Source organism: Streptomyces sp. NTH33 (assembly GCF_003236365.1).
Classification (GTDB): Bacteria; Actinomycetota; Actinomycetes; order Streptomycetales; family Streptomycetaceae; genus Streptomyces.
Genome location: NZ_POTZ01000160.1, coordinates 1 through 13,641 on the forward strand (window position 1 = coordinate 1; position 13,641 = coordinate 13,641).

The window sequence follows — 13,641 nt, forward strand, 5'->3', positions numbered from 1 at the left end:
GAGGGCGGGGGAGTCGGACAGGGCAGGGACATGCGGACCACCACCAGCGATGTGGATTTCGGCTTGCGATGCCACGATGAGGCATCGCGCCGACGGCCGCCGGAGCTTGTGTGCTACTCGCGGGTTGTGGACAACTTGCTCACCCGAACGAGGAATTCCGGCCCGTGACACACCGGCCCGCGCCCGGTTACGGCAGCACGAACCCCGGATCCATCCCGCCCAGCGCCTTCGTGCACAGGCACCCCTGTTCCCCGGCGGCGGGCAGCGCGGCCACCGCGTCGAACAGAACGCCCCGCAGCCGTTCCACATTGGCCGCGAACACCCGCAGCACCTCCTCGTGCGAGACGCCCTCGCCGCTCTCGGCGCCCGCGTCCAGGTCGGTGACCAGCGTCAGCGAGGTGTAGCAGAGCTCCAGCTCGCGGGCGAGCGCCGCCTCGGGGTGGCCGGTCATGCCCACCACCGACCAGCCCTGTGCCTGGTGCCACAACGATTCGGCACGGGTGGAGAAGCGCGGTCCCTCCACCACGACGAGGGTGCCGCCGTCCACCGCCTCCCAGTTCCGCCCGCGCGCCGCCTTCAGCGCGGCCGCCCGCCCGACGGGGCAGTAGGGGTCGGCCAGGGAGACGTGCACCACGTTCGGCACCGTGCCGTCGGGCAGGGGGAGTCCGTCGAAGTAGGTCTGCTGCCGGGACTTCGTCCGGTCCACGAACTGGTCGGGCACGAGCAGCGTGCCCGGCCCGTACTCGGGGCGCAGCCCGCCCACCGCGCAGGGGCCGAGCACCTGGCGTACGCCCACGGAGCGCAGCGCCCACAGGTTGGCCCGGTAGTTGATGCGGTGCGGCGGGAGGTGGTGGCCGCGGCCGTGCCGGGGCAGGAAGGCGACCCGCCGGCCGGCGACCTCGCCGAGGAAGAGGGAGTCGCTGGGTGCCCCGTACGGGGTGTCCACCGGGATCTCGGTCACGTCGTCGAGGAACGAGTAGAAGCCGGAACCGCCGATGACACCGATCTCTGCGTTCGCCATGACCGGCACATTAGTCGCCCGCGCGGACGCCGAGGACCCCGCCGTCCTGCGACGGCGGGGTCAGCGGAGGGAAAAGGACGTCAGGCGGCGGAGCTGCCCGCCGTGCTCGACGAGGACGAGGACGAGGAGGACGAGCTCGAGCCGGACGACGAGGAGTCCGACGAGGACGAGGAGCCGTTCGACGACTTCGACGACGACGCCGGGCTGCTGCTCGACGAGGAGCCGCGGCTGTCGTTGCGGTAGAAGCCGGAGCCCTTGAAGACAATGCCGACCGCGGAGAACACCTTCTTCAGGCGGCCACCGCATCCGGGGCACTCGGTGAGCGCGTCGTCGGTGAACTTCTGCACCGCCTCGAGGCCGTTGCCGCACTCGGTGCACTGGTACTGGTAGGTGGGCACTGTCTTCCTCCTGGCACTCTCACTCGATGAGTGCTAACGACGGTCCATACTGACGTATTCCCGGGGATCAGTCCACTGCGACGGAGGAGCGGTGACCGACGCCACGTGCGACGGCGCGGCTGTGCGGCCGGACCGCGAGCCGCGACCTGAGCGTCACCAGGATGACGAGGGCGAGCACCGTGCCGGCCATCGGGACCAGGAATCCGGCGCCGCTCCACAGCCGGTCCTCCAGCTGTCCGGCGACGGTGACCGCGGACGCCTGGCCGAGCGCGACCGCGCCCGTCAGCCAGGTGAACGCCTCGGTGCGGGCGCCGGCCGGGACCAGGCTCTCGACCAGGGTGTAGCCGGTGATCAGGGTCGGCGCGATGCACATGCCGACCAGCAGGCCGAGCGCGGCCAGGAACAGCACCGAGTGCGTGGTCCACAGCGCGGACGCGGCCAGCGCGAGGGCGGTGTAGCCGACGACGAGGCGGTGGTGCGGGGCGGCCTTCCAGGCGATGGCGCCGCAGACGATGCCGGAGAGCATGTTGCCCGCGGCGAACGTCCCGTACAGCACGCCGTTGAGGCCGGGCCGGCCGATCGACTCGGTGAACGCGGCCAGCGAGACCTGCATGCCGCCGAAGACGCATCCGATGCCGAGGAAGGTCACGATCAGCACGCGCACGCCGGGGACGCGCAGGGCGGAGGTGTGCTCCACGCGTGCGTGCCGGTCGGCGGTGACGGGTGGCTGGGTGTGCTTCTGCGCGGCGAACAGCAGGCCGCCGACCAGGGTCAGCCCGGCTTCCGTGACCAGTCCGGCGGCCGGGGCGACGGTCGTGCACAGGGCGGTCGCCAGCAGGGGGCCGAGGACGAAGGTCAGCTCGTCGGTGACCGACTCGAAGGCCGCCGCGGTGGTCATCAGCGGTGAGTCCTTGAGGGTCACCCCCCAGCGGGCGCGCACCATGGGCCCGATCTGCGGCACCGAGGCGCCGGTCGGCACGGCCGCCGCGAACAGCGCCCACAGGGGCGCGTGCGCCAGGGCGAGCGCGGTCAGTGCCAGTCCTGCCAGGACATGCACCAGGACGCCGGGGAGCAGGACGGCGCGCTGTCCGTAGCGGTCGGCGAGCCGCCCGCTGTACGGCGCGAACAGTGCCATGGAGACGCCGGTGACGGCCGCGGTGGCGCCCGCCGCGCCGTAGGAGCCGGTGGTGTGCTGCACCAGCAGGACGATGGAGATGGTGAGCATCGCGAACGGCTGGCGCGCCGCGAAGCCGGGGAGCAGGAACGTCCAGGCGCCGCGGGTGCGCAGCAGTTGCCCGTATCCCGGGCGGGAGGGTGCCGTCGAGGTCTGCGCCGGCTCGGTGGTGGTGACCGTGGATCCCACGGCCCGTGCCTTTCTGCCGCCTGGTGGCGTGGTCCCTGCGTGCGGGCACGCCGAGAGCTGTCCTCTTGCGCGGACTGCGGTAGATACCCGGCGCCCGCTGCGGGGGCGACCCGGCCGCCATACGGTCGCGCCAGCTCTGCGTCAGGCAGAGTTGGTTCGATCAGGGTGCGGCTTCATCGTACAGGGATCGTGCGCATCGCCCCTTCGGCTCATGCCGCCCCCGCGCCGGCTCCGTTCGTGCCCAGCCATCCCGCCAGCTTGCCGCCCCGGCCGACCGCGCGCAGGCGCCGTTCCGCCGCTTCGCGGACGGGGTCGGTGGCGACCACGAGGAGTTCGTCGCCGCGTCGCAGGGTCGTGGTGGGCAGCGGTACGAACGACTTGCCCTCGCGGACGATCAGGGTGACCGCGGATCCGGCGGGCAGCCGCAGTTCGTTGATCTCGACGCCGTGCATCCGGGAGCCCTCAGGGATGGCGACGGACAGCAGATGGCCGCGCAGCCGTTCCAGGGGCGCCGACTCGATGCCGAGGTCGGCGGCCTCCTGCTCGGCGCCCAGCCGCAGCTTGCGGGCGAGCCAGGGCAGGGTCGGTCCTTGTACGAGGGTGTAGACGACGACGAGGACGAAGACGATGTTGAAGATGCGGTGGGTGGCGTCGACGCCGTTCACCATGGGGATGGTCGCCAGGATGATGGGCACGGCGCCGCGCAGGCCGGCCCAGCTCATCAGGGTCTCCTCCCGCCACGGCACCCGGAAGGGCAGCAGGCTGGCCACCACGCCCAGCGGGCGTGCGATCACCGTCAGCACCAGGCCGATGACGAGGGCGGGCCAGATGTCGTCGGCCAGCTCGTGCGGGGTGACCAGCAGGCCGAGCAGGACGAACATGCCGATCTGGGCGATCCAGCCGAGTCCTTCGGCGAAGCCGCGTGTGGCGGGCCAGTGCGGCAGCTTGGCGTTGCCGAGCACCATCGCCGCGAGGTAGACGGCCAGGAAGCCGCTGCCGTGCGCCAGTGCGCCGAGGGCGTACGCCGCGACCGCGATCGACATCACGGCGATCGGGTAGAGGCCCGAGGCGGGCAGCGCGACGTGCCGGAGGGCCCAGGAGCCGAGCCAGCCCACCGCCAGGCCGATGGCCGCGCCGATGGCCAGCTCCAGGACTATCTCGCCCACCAGTACGTACCAGTGTTCGACCGGACCGGCGGTGGAGAAGGCGACGACCAGGATGACCACCGGGGCGTCGTTGAAGCCGGACTCGGCCTCCAGCGTGCCCGTCACGCGCGCGGGCAGCGGGATCTTCCGCAGCACCGAGAAGACGGCGGCCGCGTCCGTGGAGGACACCACCGCGCCGATGATGAGGGCCTGACGCCACTCCAGCCCTATGAGGTAGTGGGCGCCGGCCGCCGTGACGCCGACGCTCACCGCGACTCCGAGGACCGCCAGGACGGTGGCGGCCGGGAGCACCGGCTTGATCTCTTTCCACTTCGTGCCGAGTCCGCCCTCGGCGAGGATCACGACCAGGGCCGCGTAGCCGATGACCTGGGTCAGCTCGGCATTGGTGAAGTGGACGCCGCCCAGGCCGTCCGAGCCCATGACCATGCCGATCCCCAGGTAGACGAGCAGGCTGGGGAGCCCGCTGCGCGAGGAGATCCGGACCGCTGCGACCGCGACGAGCAGGACGAGTGAGCAGGCGAGCAGGAGCTGGTTGAGGTGGTGAACAGTCAGCAGCGGTTCCTTCCCCGAGTTCCCAGGTTACTTCGTTACCTTACCTAACTCTTGACGTTTTCTTGACGCCACAGGTGATCAAATCGAACGTTCACGCGTGCCCGGATCCCGACTCCGCGTCAAGCGCGACCGGGCCCTGCGCCTATGGTTGCTCCAGCGCTCATTCGAAGTCACAGCCCGACCTGCCGCTCGCGTTAGGACAGCAAGGACAGCGATGCCCCCCAACACCACCGCCTCAACGGGTGACAAGCCCGGCAAGTCCGGCAGGAAGAAGGGGCGAAAAGCCCGACTGGTCGTGCTCGTCCTGGTGCTGGCGATCATCGGCGGCATCGCCTACGGGTCCTACTGGTCCGTCAGCACCGTGCGCGCCTCCTTCCCGCAGACCAAGGGCACCCTCACGCTCAAGGGTCTGTCCGGCCCCGTCGACGTCAAGCGGGACGGCTACGGCATCCCGCAGATCTACGCCTCCTCCGCCGAGGACCTGTTCATGGCGCAGGGCTTCGTCCAGGCGCAGGACCGGTTCTACGAGATGGACGTGCGCCGGCACATGACCTCCGGGCGCCTGTCGGAGATGTTCGGCAAGAGCCAGGTCAAGAACGACGAGTTCCTGCGCACCCTGGGTTGGGACCGGGTCGCCAAACAGGAGTACGACACAAAGCTGTCGGACTCCACCAAGAAGTACCTGCAGGCGTACGCCGGGGGAGTCAACGCCTACCTCGAGGGCCGGGAGGCGAAGGACATCTCCCTGGAGTACGCGGCCCTGGGCTTCGTCAACGACTACAAGCCCGGGCAGTGGACCCCCGTGGACTCGATCTCCTGGCTGAAGGCGATGGCCTGGGACCTGCGCGGCAACATGCAGGACGAGATCGACCGCGCCCTGATGACCAGCCGCCTCGGCCCCAAGCAGATCAAGGACCTGTACCCGGAGTACCCGTACAGCCGGAACAAGCCGATCATCACGCAGGGCCAGTACAACGAGCTCACTCAGGCGTTCGAAGCGAGCGGTGCCGCGACCGGCGCCACGGGCACCGGCACCTCGACGGACGCGTCCGGCACCTCGACCGGCACGACGGGTACGGGCGGTGGCGCGGCGGGGACCGGCACCCCGGCCGGCACCGGTGCCGCGACCGGCACGCAGGGCGCGGCCGACACCTCCGCCCTGCAGAGCCAGCTGATGGGCCTGCACGACGTCCTGGACGGCCTTCCGACGGCCGTCGGCGTCAATGGCAACGGCATCGGTTCCAACTCCTGGGTCGTCTCCGGGAAGTACACCATCACCGGCAAGCCGCTGCTCGCCAACGACCCGCACCTGTCGGCCTCGCTGCCCTCGGTCTGGTACCAGATGGGCCTGCACTGCCGCACCGTCTCCAAGGCGTGCCCGTACGACGTCAGCGGCTACACCTTCGCGGGCATGCCCGGCGTGATCATCGGCCACAACCAGAACATCGCCTGGGGCATGACCAACTCCGGCGTGGACGTCACCGACCTGTACCTGGAGAAGCTCAGCGGCGACGGCTACGTGCGCGACAACAAGACGGTGCCGTTCCAGAGCCGCCAGGAGACCATCAAGGTCGCCGGCGGCACGTCCAAGACGATCGTCGTGCGGACGACCAGCAACGGGCCCCTGCTGTCCGACCGCTCCGGCGAACTGGTGACGGTCGGCAAGAAGGCCCAGGTCAACACCGCGGCACCCGACCGCGGCGAGGGCTACGGGATCGCCCTGAAGTGGACGGCGCTGGAGCCGGGCACCACCATGGACGCCGTCTTCGCCATCGACAAGGCGAAGAACTTCGACGACTTCCGCTCGGCCGCCGAGCTGTTCGACGTGCCCTCGCAGAACCTGATCTACGCCGACACCGAGGGCCACATCGGCTACACGCTGCCCGGCCGCATCCCCACGCGCGCGCAGGGCGACGGCTCCGTCCCCGCCCCCGGCTGGGACTCCAAGTACGACTGGACCGGCTACATCAAGCCGGAGGAACTGCCCTACGAGTACAACCCCGAGCGCGGCTACATCGTCACCGCCAACCAGGCCGTCGTCGACCCGAAGAGCTACCCGTACACCCTCACCGCGGACTGGGGCTACGGCACCCGCAGTCGGCGCATCACCGACCTGATCCAGCAGAAGATCGACGGCGGCGGCAAGATCTCCACCGACGACATGCGCCAGATGCAGCTGGACAACAGCAGCGCGATCGCCAACCTGCTGGTACCCAAGCTGCTGAACATCGACATCGGCGACAAGGGCGTCCGCGAGGCGCAGAAGCTGCTGGAGGGCTGGGACCGCACGCAGGACGCCGACTCGGCCGCGGCCGCCTACTTCAACGCGGTCTGGCGCAACATCCTCAAGCTGTCCTTCGGCAACAAGCTGCCCAAGGAGCTGCGGGTCAAGGGCCAGTGCCTGTGGGTGGAGCCGGCCGGCAACACCGGCCCGGCCGACGAGAACCGGAAGGTCCGCGAGTGCGGTCAGCGCGAAGCCGACCAGGCGCAGCCGGACGGCGGCGACCGCTGGTTCGAGGTGTTCCGCACCCTCATGGACAATCCGGACAGCGACTGGTGGAAGACCCCGGCATCGGGCACCCGGCCCGCCGCCGACAACCGCGACGAGCTGTTCGAGCGTGCCATGATCGACGCCCGCTGGGAGCTGACCGCCAAGCTCGGCAAGGACATCGACACCTGGAGCTGGGGCCGGCTGCACCGCCTGTTCCTGAAGAACCAGACCCTGGGCACCGACGGCCCCGGCATCCTGCAGTACGTCCTCAACCGCGGCCCGTGGAAGCTCAGCGGCGGCGAGGCCGCGGTCAACGCCGCCGGCTGGAACGCGGCCGGCGGCTACGGAGTGGTGTGGGTGCCGTCGATGCGGATGGTGGTCAACCTCGCCGACCTCGACAAGTCCAAGTGGATCAACCTCACCGGTGCCTCCGGGCACGCCTACAGCGCCCACTACACCGACCAGACGGACAAGTGGACCAAGGGCGAGCTGCTGCCGTGGGCCTTCTCGGCGAACGCGGTCGACAGGAACACGAGCGACACGCTGGTGCTCAAGCCGTGAGCCGTTGACCGCCGCCTGTTGACGAAGGCCCTCCACGCGCGCGTGGAGGGCCTTCGTCGTACAAGTCGCCGTCGTGGCGGTCAGAGGTCAGGGGTTCAGGCGAAGCGGCGTACTCCGGATGGGGTCACCACCGCCTGCACCGGCCGGTCGTGGGCCTCCTCGGGCACGCGCTCGACGACTTCCGTGTCGTACAGCAGGACCACGAGCGCGGGATGCGCGTCCGCCGCTTCCAGGCGGGCGAGGACACGGTCGTAGGACCCTCCGCCGCGCCCGAGGCGCATCCCGCGCGCGTCGACGGCGAGACCGGGCAGCAGGACGACGTCGGCCTCCGTCACCGCGTCCGGGCCGAGGCGCTCGCCGGCCGGCTCGAACAGCGCCATCCTCCCGCTGTGCTGCACGCGCGCGAGGGAGCCCTCTTTGGTGTAGGCGCCCCAGTCCAGGTCGTTGTCGGGCAGCAGCGCGGGCAGCAGGACGCGCACGCCCCGCGCACGCAGTGCGTCGAGCAGCGGAGGGGTGCCCGGTTCGGTGCCCACGGAGACGTACGCGGCCACCGTGCGGGCGCCCGTCAGTTCGGGAAGCTCCAGGGCGCGCCGCGCGAGCGCGTGTGCCGCCTCCCGTACGTCATCCACGGTCAACGCGTTCCTCACCGCGAGGAATTCTCGTCGCAACGTGCGCTTGTCAGACTCGGCTCCGCGTCCGGTGTGGCTCACTGGTCCTTCCGTACCCTTCTTTATGTAGCTGTCTGTACTCATATGGGGGCCAATCAACCGGAGTCGTCAATTCTCTGCAAAGGCAATGGATAAGGTTGCGGGCATGACTCAGGAGCACCCCAGGATCAGCAAGGCTGTCATTCCCGCGGCGGGCCTCGGCACCCGGTTCCTGCCGGCGACCAAGGCCACTCCCAAGGAGATGCTGCCGGTCGTGGACAAGCCGGCGATCCAGTACGTGGTCGAGGAGGCCGTCTCCGCGGGCCTCGACGACGTCCTGATGGTGACCGGCCGCAACAAGCGGCCCCTGGAGGACCACTTCGACCGCAACTACGAGCTGGAGTCCGCCCTGGAGAAGAAGGGCGACGGCGACCGGCTCGCCAAGGTGCGCGAGTCCAGTGACCTCGCGATGATCCACTACGTCCGCCAGGGCGACCCCAGAGGACTGGGCCACGCGGTGCTCTGCGCGGCCCCGCACATCGGCCAGGAGCCCTTCGCCGTCCTGCTCGGCGACGACCTGATCGACCCGCGCGACCCGTTGCTGCAGCGGATGATCGAGGTCCAGGAGATCTACGGCGGCAGCGTGGTCGCCCTCATGGAGGTCGAGCCCGAGCAGATCCACCTCTACGGCTGCGCGGCCGTGGAGACCACCGAGGACGCCGACGTCGTCCAGGTGACCGGCCTGGTCGAGAAGCCGGACCAGGCGGAGGCACCCTCCAGCTACGCGATCATCGGCCGTTACGTCCTCGACCCGCACATCTTCGACGTGCTGCGCAGGACCGAGCCCGGCCGCGGCGGCGAGATCCAGCTCACCGACGCGTTGCAGCAGCTCGCTCAGGACGAGGGGATCGGCGGCCCGGTGCACGGCGTCGTCTTCAAGGGCCGCCGCTACGACACCGGCGACCGCGGCGACTATCTGCGTGCCATTGTCAGACTCGCGTGCGAACGTGAAGACCTGGGCCCGGACTTCAGGGCCTGGCTTCAGCGTTACGTAGCCGAGGAGATGTAACGACGTTGAGCAGCGCCGAGTCCCGCACCGCCGGCCCGGACCGCCTGTGGTCGGTGGACGAGCACCTGGAGGACGTCCTCACCACCGTCCGCCCGCTGGAACCCATCGAGCTGCACCTGCTCGACGCCCAGGGCTGCGTCCTGGTCGACGACGTCACGGTGCCGGTCTTCCTGCCGCCGTTCGACAACAGCTCCATGGACGGGTACGCGGTACGGGTCGCGGACGTCTCGGGCGCGAGCGAGGAGTTCCCGGCCGTCCTCGACGTCGTCGGCGATGTCGCGGCGGGCTCGGCCGGACTGCTCCGGGTGGGGCCGGGACAGGCCGCCCGGATCATGACCGGCGCCCCGCTGCCGCCCGGGGCCGAGACGGTCGTCCCCGTGGAGTGGACCGACGGCGGGCTCGGCGAGGGGCCGGTCAGCGGGATGCGTGCCCGCGGCCTCGCCCCCGAGGGCGCCGGCAGGCAGGTGCGCGTGTACCGGCCGGCCGAGGCACGCGCGCACGTGCGGACCAAGGGCAGTGACGTGAAGGCCGGCGACCGTGCTCTCGATGCCGGTACGGTCCTCGGGCCTCCGCAGATCGCCCTGCTGGCCGCGATCGGCCGCGGCACGGTCCGGGTGCGCCCGCGCCCGCGCGTGGTGGTGCTGTCCACCGGCAGCGAACTCGTCCAGCCCGACGAGCAGCTCGGCGCCGGCCAGATCTACGACTCCAACAGCTTCGCCCTGACCGCGGCGGCCCGGGACGCCGGTGCCATCGCCTACCGGGTGGGCGCCGTCTCCGACGACGTCGACATCCTGCGCTCCACCATCGAGGACCAGCTCGTCCGCGCCGACCTGCTGGTCACCACGGGCGGGGTGAGCGTCGGGGCGTACGACGTCGTCAAGGAGGCGCTGTCCCACGTCGGCGACGAGGACGAGCCGGGCGGCGGCGTGGAGTTCCGCCGGCTGGCCATGCAGCCCGGAAAGCCCCAGGGCTTCGGGTCCGTCGGCCCCGACCACATCCCGCTGCTGGCCCTGCCCGGCAACCCGGTGTCGGCGTACGTCTCCTTCGAGCTGTTCGTCCGGCCCGTCATCCGTGCCCTGATGGGCCTTCAGGACGTCCACCGGCCGACGGTCCGCGCGACCCTGGCCGCGGACGGGGCGCTGAGCTCGCCGAAGGGGCGCAGGCAGTTCCTGCGCGGGAGCTACGCCGACGGCGAGGTCAGGCCCGTCGGGGGCGCCGGTTCCCATCTGGTCGCCGCCCTCGCGCAGGCCGACGCCCTCATCGTCGTCCCCGAGGACGCCGAGTCCGTGGAGCCCGGCGACGAGGTCGAGGTGGTCCTGCTCGGCTGAGTCCCGGAGGGTGGCGGTAGCGTGTCGCGGTGTCGCGCACAACAGGTCCGCGCGCCGCACCGCGCCGGGCCAGGACCGGGAGCCCCACACGATCATGACTGTGCCTTCCCGGGGGGAGACCCCCGGACCACCAGCACCGGACCGGCTGACGCACATCGACGACGCGGGCGCCGCCCGTATGGTCGACGTCTCCGGCAAGGACGTGACCGCGCGCACCGCCCGTGCCAGCGGCCGTGTCCTCGTCTCGCCGCGCGTGGTCGAGCTGCTGCGCGGCGAGGGCGTCCCCAAGGGCGACGCCCTCGCCACCGCGCGGATCGCCGGGATCATGGGTGCCAAGCGCACCCCTGATCTGATCCCGCTGTGCCATCCGTTGTCGGTGTCGGGTGTGAAACTGGACTTGTCGGTCGCGGACGACGCCGTGGAGATCCGGGCCACCGTGAGGACGACGGACCGCACGGGCGTCGAGATGGAGGCGCTCACCGCGGTGTCCGTCGCCGCGCTCACCGTGATCGACATGGTCAAGGCGGTCGACAAGGGGGCGGTCATCACGGACGTACGGGTGGAGGAGAAGACGGGCGGCAAGTCGGGCGACTGGAGCCGGGCATGACACGGGACACATCGGCGGGAGGCGCGCCGTACCGGGCACTTGTGGTCACCGCCTCCAACAGGGCTGCCGCCGGAGTCTACGAGGACAAGGGCGGCCCGCTGATCGCCGAGGGGCTCGAGCGGTTCGGGTTCACCGTCGACGGACCGCGCGTGGTGCCCGACGGGGATCCCGTGGAGGCGGTTCTGCGGGCCGGGGCCGAGGCCGGTTACGACGTCATCGTCACCACCGGCGGCACGGGCGTCTCGCCCACCGACCGCACCCCCGAGGCGACCCGCCGGGTGATCGACCACGAGGTACCGGGCATCGCGGAGGCCATCCGGGCGTTCGGACGGGAGAAGGTGCCGACCGCGGCGCTCTCCCGCGGCCTGGCCGGTGTGGCCGGGCGGACGCTGATCGTCAATCTGCCGGGCTCGACCGGCGGGGTGAAGGACGGACTGGCCGTCCTCCAGCCCCTGTTGGCGCACGCCGTCGACCAGTTGCGCGGCGGCGACCACGCCAGACCCGGCGCCGGCAGTGGGGGTGCGAGCTGAACAGCCCATCCTGGCCCGTGGTACTGACGGAGGGCGACGTCGTCCTGCGGCCGATAAAGCTGCGCGACCAGCGGGCCTGGCGCGAGGTGAACCGGCGCAACCGGGACTGGCTCCGGCCCTGGGAGGCGACCATCCCGCCGCCCACGCCCGGCGGGCCCGTCACACACCGGCCGACCTACCGGCAGATGGTGCGCCACCTCAGGTCCGAGGCGCACGCGGGCCGGATGCTGCCGTTCGTCATCGAGTACCAGGGGCGGCTGGTCGGGCAGTTGACGGTCGCCGGGATCACCTGGGGCTCGATGTGCTCGGGCCACGTCGGCTACTGGGTGGACGAGGCGGTGGCCGGCCGCGGGGTGATGCCGACGGCGGTGGCGCTCGTCGGGGACCACTGTTTCCGCACCGTGGGACTGCACCGCGTCGAGGTCTGCATTCGCCCCGAGAACGGGCCGAGCCGGCGGGTGGTGGAGAAACTCGGATTCCGCGAGGAGGGCCTGCGCCCGCGTTATCTGCACATCGACGGCGCCTGGCGCGACCACATGGTGTTCGCGCTCACGGCGGAGGAGGTACCCGAAGGGCTGCTGAGCCGCTGGCGGAGGAGCCGAGCACAACGGGCGCGGAACGGGAATCCCGCGTCACCCGGAAATTGAATATACGTTCGAAAATGAACGCGTTGTGGTCCCCGCGTTGCGCAGCGGACCTGGTCGCGACCGTACGGGTGACATTGAATTCACGCCCTTGACGGTCTGCTGATCACACCGATCGCAAAAAAAGTTCGAAATATCAGCCGGATCGTGCGACACACCGGCCCAATTGGCGGATGGCCTCACGCAAACCCCTCTACGGTGTGAGACGTGAGCAGCAGCGGCCTCATCTACGCAGTCATTGTCGGGGCCTGGGCCGCCTACTTGGTGCCGATGTGGCTCCGTAGGCAGGACGAGCTGAACGAGGCCCGTCCGACGGAACGCTTCAGCACCGCCATCCGGCTCCTGTCCGGACGGGCGGGGATGGAGCGCCGGTACGCCAGGGACCTCAGGGCGCGCTCCGCCGAGGAGGGGGAGCCGAGCGCCGGGGAGCCGGACGCCGTCACCGACTCGGTGGACGTCCGGGCCTTCGCCACGCCTCCGACCGGTGCGCGGGAGCGGCAGCGGCCGCCGGCGCATGACGTGCGGGAGAAGACGAAAGGTGAGCGTGCTCCTCGGGACCGGATCATGACACCGGCGGTACTGTCGGAGTCTCCCTCCGCCGACACGCCCGCGCGCAAGGGCGTCCCCGCGGCCCGGCGCGGGCCCGACGCGGAGGCGGCCGCAGCACGCGCCCGGCGCTCGAAGGTGCTCGCACGCCGTCGGCGCACCACCGTCCTCCTCTTCCTCGCCTTCACCCTCGGCGCGGTCGTCGCCGCGGTCGGCGGGCTCACCTTCCTGTGGGCACCCGGCGTACCCGCCGTGCTGCTCAGCGCGTACATCGCGTATCTGCGCGCCCAGGAGCGGCGCCGCTTCACCTACCAGATGGACCGCCGCCACGCCGAGGCCGCCGCCCAGCGGCTGCGCGAGAACCGGCGCCAGCCCCGCCGGCGCGCGCCCCTGGACCCCTCCGCCGACGAGCCGGAGGCGGGACCCGAACCGGAGACGGACCCCGGACTGTCCGCCCTCGCCGCCGACCGGCGCGCCCTGGTCGAGCAGACCGACCACGCCGAGTGGCTCGACCAGCAGCGCGAGCGCCAGCACCATCCCGGCCAGGGCGACAGCTGGGACCCGGTCCCCGTACCGCTGCCCACGTACGTCACCGCTCCGGTCGCCCCGCGCGCCACCTCCGACGTCGACCTCGGCGCCCCGGACACCTGGAGCTCGGCGCGCTCGTCCACGGCGGTACCGGAGGAGGACGCGGCCCCCGCCGTGGACGCGCCCGCCT

Annotated in this window: 12 protein-coding genes; 7 read left to right on the plus strand and 5 right to left on the minus strand. The window is 71.1% G+C overall.

The features are described from left to right. Positions 1 to 187 precede the first annotated feature (187 nt). From C1I97_RS17155 to C1I97_RS17170, 4 genes are all read right to left on the minus strand, one after another. Positions 188 to 1,021: an S-methyl-5'-thioadenosine phosphorylase gene (locus C1I97_RS17155; protein WP_111004101.1), complete on the minus strand. Its 834-nt coding sequence runs from the start codon at positions 1,019 to 1,021 to the stop codon at positions 188 to 190. 80 nt (positions 1,022 to 1,101) lie between these two features. Then, positions 1,102 to 1,419 carry an FmdB family zinc ribbon protein gene (locus C1I97_RS17160; protein ID WP_111004091.1) on the minus strand — a complete coding sequence of 106 codons (318 nt, stop codon included), beginning with the start codon at positions 1,417 to 1,419 and terminating at the stop codon, positions 1,102 to 1,104. A gap of 67 nt (positions 1,420 to 1,486) precedes the next feature. After that, positions 1,487 to 2,782 carry an MFS transporter gene (locus tag C1I97_RS17165; RefSeq protein ID WP_111004092.1) on the minus strand — a complete coding sequence of 432 codons (1,296 nt, stop codon included), beginning with the start codon at positions 2,780 to 2,782 and terminating at the stop codon, positions 1,487 to 1,489. Between the two features lie 209 nt (positions 2,783 to 2,991). After that, positions 2,992 to 4,500, minus strand: coding sequence for a potassium/proton antiporter (locus C1I97_RS17170; protein WP_111004093.1), 1,509 nt, complete (start codon positions 4,498 to 4,500; stop codon positions 2,992 to 2,994). 214 nt (positions 4,501 to 4,714) lie between these two features. On the opposite strand from C1I97_RS17170, the gene C1I97_RS17175 reads away from it, so the two are divergent. Then, complete coding sequence (locus C1I97_RS17175; RefSeq protein ID WP_111004094.1) at positions 4,715 to 7,552, plus strand: penicillin acylase family protein; 2,838 nt, start codon at positions 4,715 to 4,717, stop codon at positions 7,550 to 7,552. A gap of 95 nt (positions 7,553 to 7,647) precedes the next feature. Here the strand turns inward: C1I97_RS17175 and C1I97_RS17180 are convergent, their stop codons facing one another. Beyond that, positions 7,648 to 8,304 (minus strand): 5-formyltetrahydrofolate cyclo-ligase, encoded by a 657-nt coding sequence (locus C1I97_RS17180; protein ID WP_111004095.1) that lies wholly within the window; start codon positions 8,302 to 8,304, stop codon positions 7,648 to 7,650. A gap of 61 nt (positions 8,305 to 8,365) precedes the next feature. Here C1I97_RS17180 and galU point away from each other — a divergent pair, with 61 nt between their 5' ends. The 6 genes from galU to sepX all read left to right on the plus strand — a co-directional run. Continuing rightward, on the plus strand, positions 8,366 to 9,268 hold the full coding sequence (galU, locus tag C1I97_RS17185; protein WP_111004096.1) for a UTP--glucose-1-phosphate uridylyltransferase GalU: 903 nt from the start codon (positions 8,366 to 8,368) through the stop codon (positions 9,266 to 9,268). Positions 9,269 to 9,273: 5 nt separating this feature from the next. Then, positions 9,274 to 10,596, plus strand: a complete 1,323-nt coding sequence (gene glp / locus C1I97_RS17190; protein WP_181446763.1) for a molybdotransferase-like divisome protein Glp — start codon at positions 9,274 to 9,276, stop codon at positions 10,594 to 10,596. 94 nt (positions 10,597 to 10,690) lie between these two features. After that, positions 10,691 to 11,203, plus strand: a complete 513-nt coding sequence (moaC, locus tag C1I97_RS17195) for a cyclic pyranopterin monophosphate synthase MoaC (protein WP_111004097.1) — start codon at positions 10,691 to 10,693, stop codon at positions 11,201 to 11,203. Further along, the gene (locus C1I97_RS17200) at positions 11,200 to 11,733 is read left to right on the plus strand and encodes a MogA/MoaB family molybdenum cofactor biosynthesis protein (protein ID WP_111004098.1); all 534 of its coding nucleotides are present in this window, start codon (positions 11,200 to 11,202) and stop codon (positions 11,731 to 11,733) included. Before moaC ends, C1I97_RS17200 begins: the two co-directional genes overlap by 4 nt. 17 nt (positions 11,734 to 11,750) lie before the next feature. Next, positions 11,751 to 12,380: a GNAT family N-acetyltransferase gene (locus C1I97_RS17205; RefSeq protein ID WP_111004099.1), complete on the plus strand. Its 630-nt coding sequence runs from the start codon at positions 11,751 to 11,753 to the stop codon at positions 12,378 to 12,380. 204 nt (positions 12,381 to 12,584) lie between these two features. Further along, positions 12,585 to 13,641, plus strand: a 1,057-nt coding sequence (gene sepX / locus C1I97_RS17210; protein ID WP_111004100.1) for a divisome protein SepX/GlpR, incomplete at its 3' end; no start/stop codon positions are given.

Bases quoted from the DNA above. Each gene is read 5' to 3' on its own strand.
- C1I97_RS17155 (WP_111004101.1), bottom strand. From the start codon at position 1,021: ATGGCGAACGCAGAGATCGGTGTCATCGGCGGTTCCGGCTTCTACTCG.
- C1I97_RS17175 (WP_111004094.1), top strand. From the start codon at position 4,715: ATGCCCCCCAACACCACCGCCTCAACGGGTGACAAGCCCGGCAAGTCC.
- C1I97_RS17180 (WP_111004095.1), bottom strand. From the start codon at position 8,304: ATGAGTACAGACAGCTACATAAAGAAGGGTACGGAAGGACCAGTGAGC.
- galU (WP_111004096.1), top strand. From the start codon at position 8,366: ATGACTCAGGAGCACCCCAGGATCAGCAAGGCTGTCATTCCCGCGGCG.
- moaC (WP_111004097.1), top strand. From the start codon at position 10,691: ATGACTGTGCCTTCCCGGGGGGAGACCCCCGGACCACCAGCACCGGAC.
- C1I97_RS17200 (WP_111004098.1), top strand. From the start codon at position 11,200: ATGACACGGGACACATCGGCGGGAGGCGCGCCGTACCGGGCACTTGTG.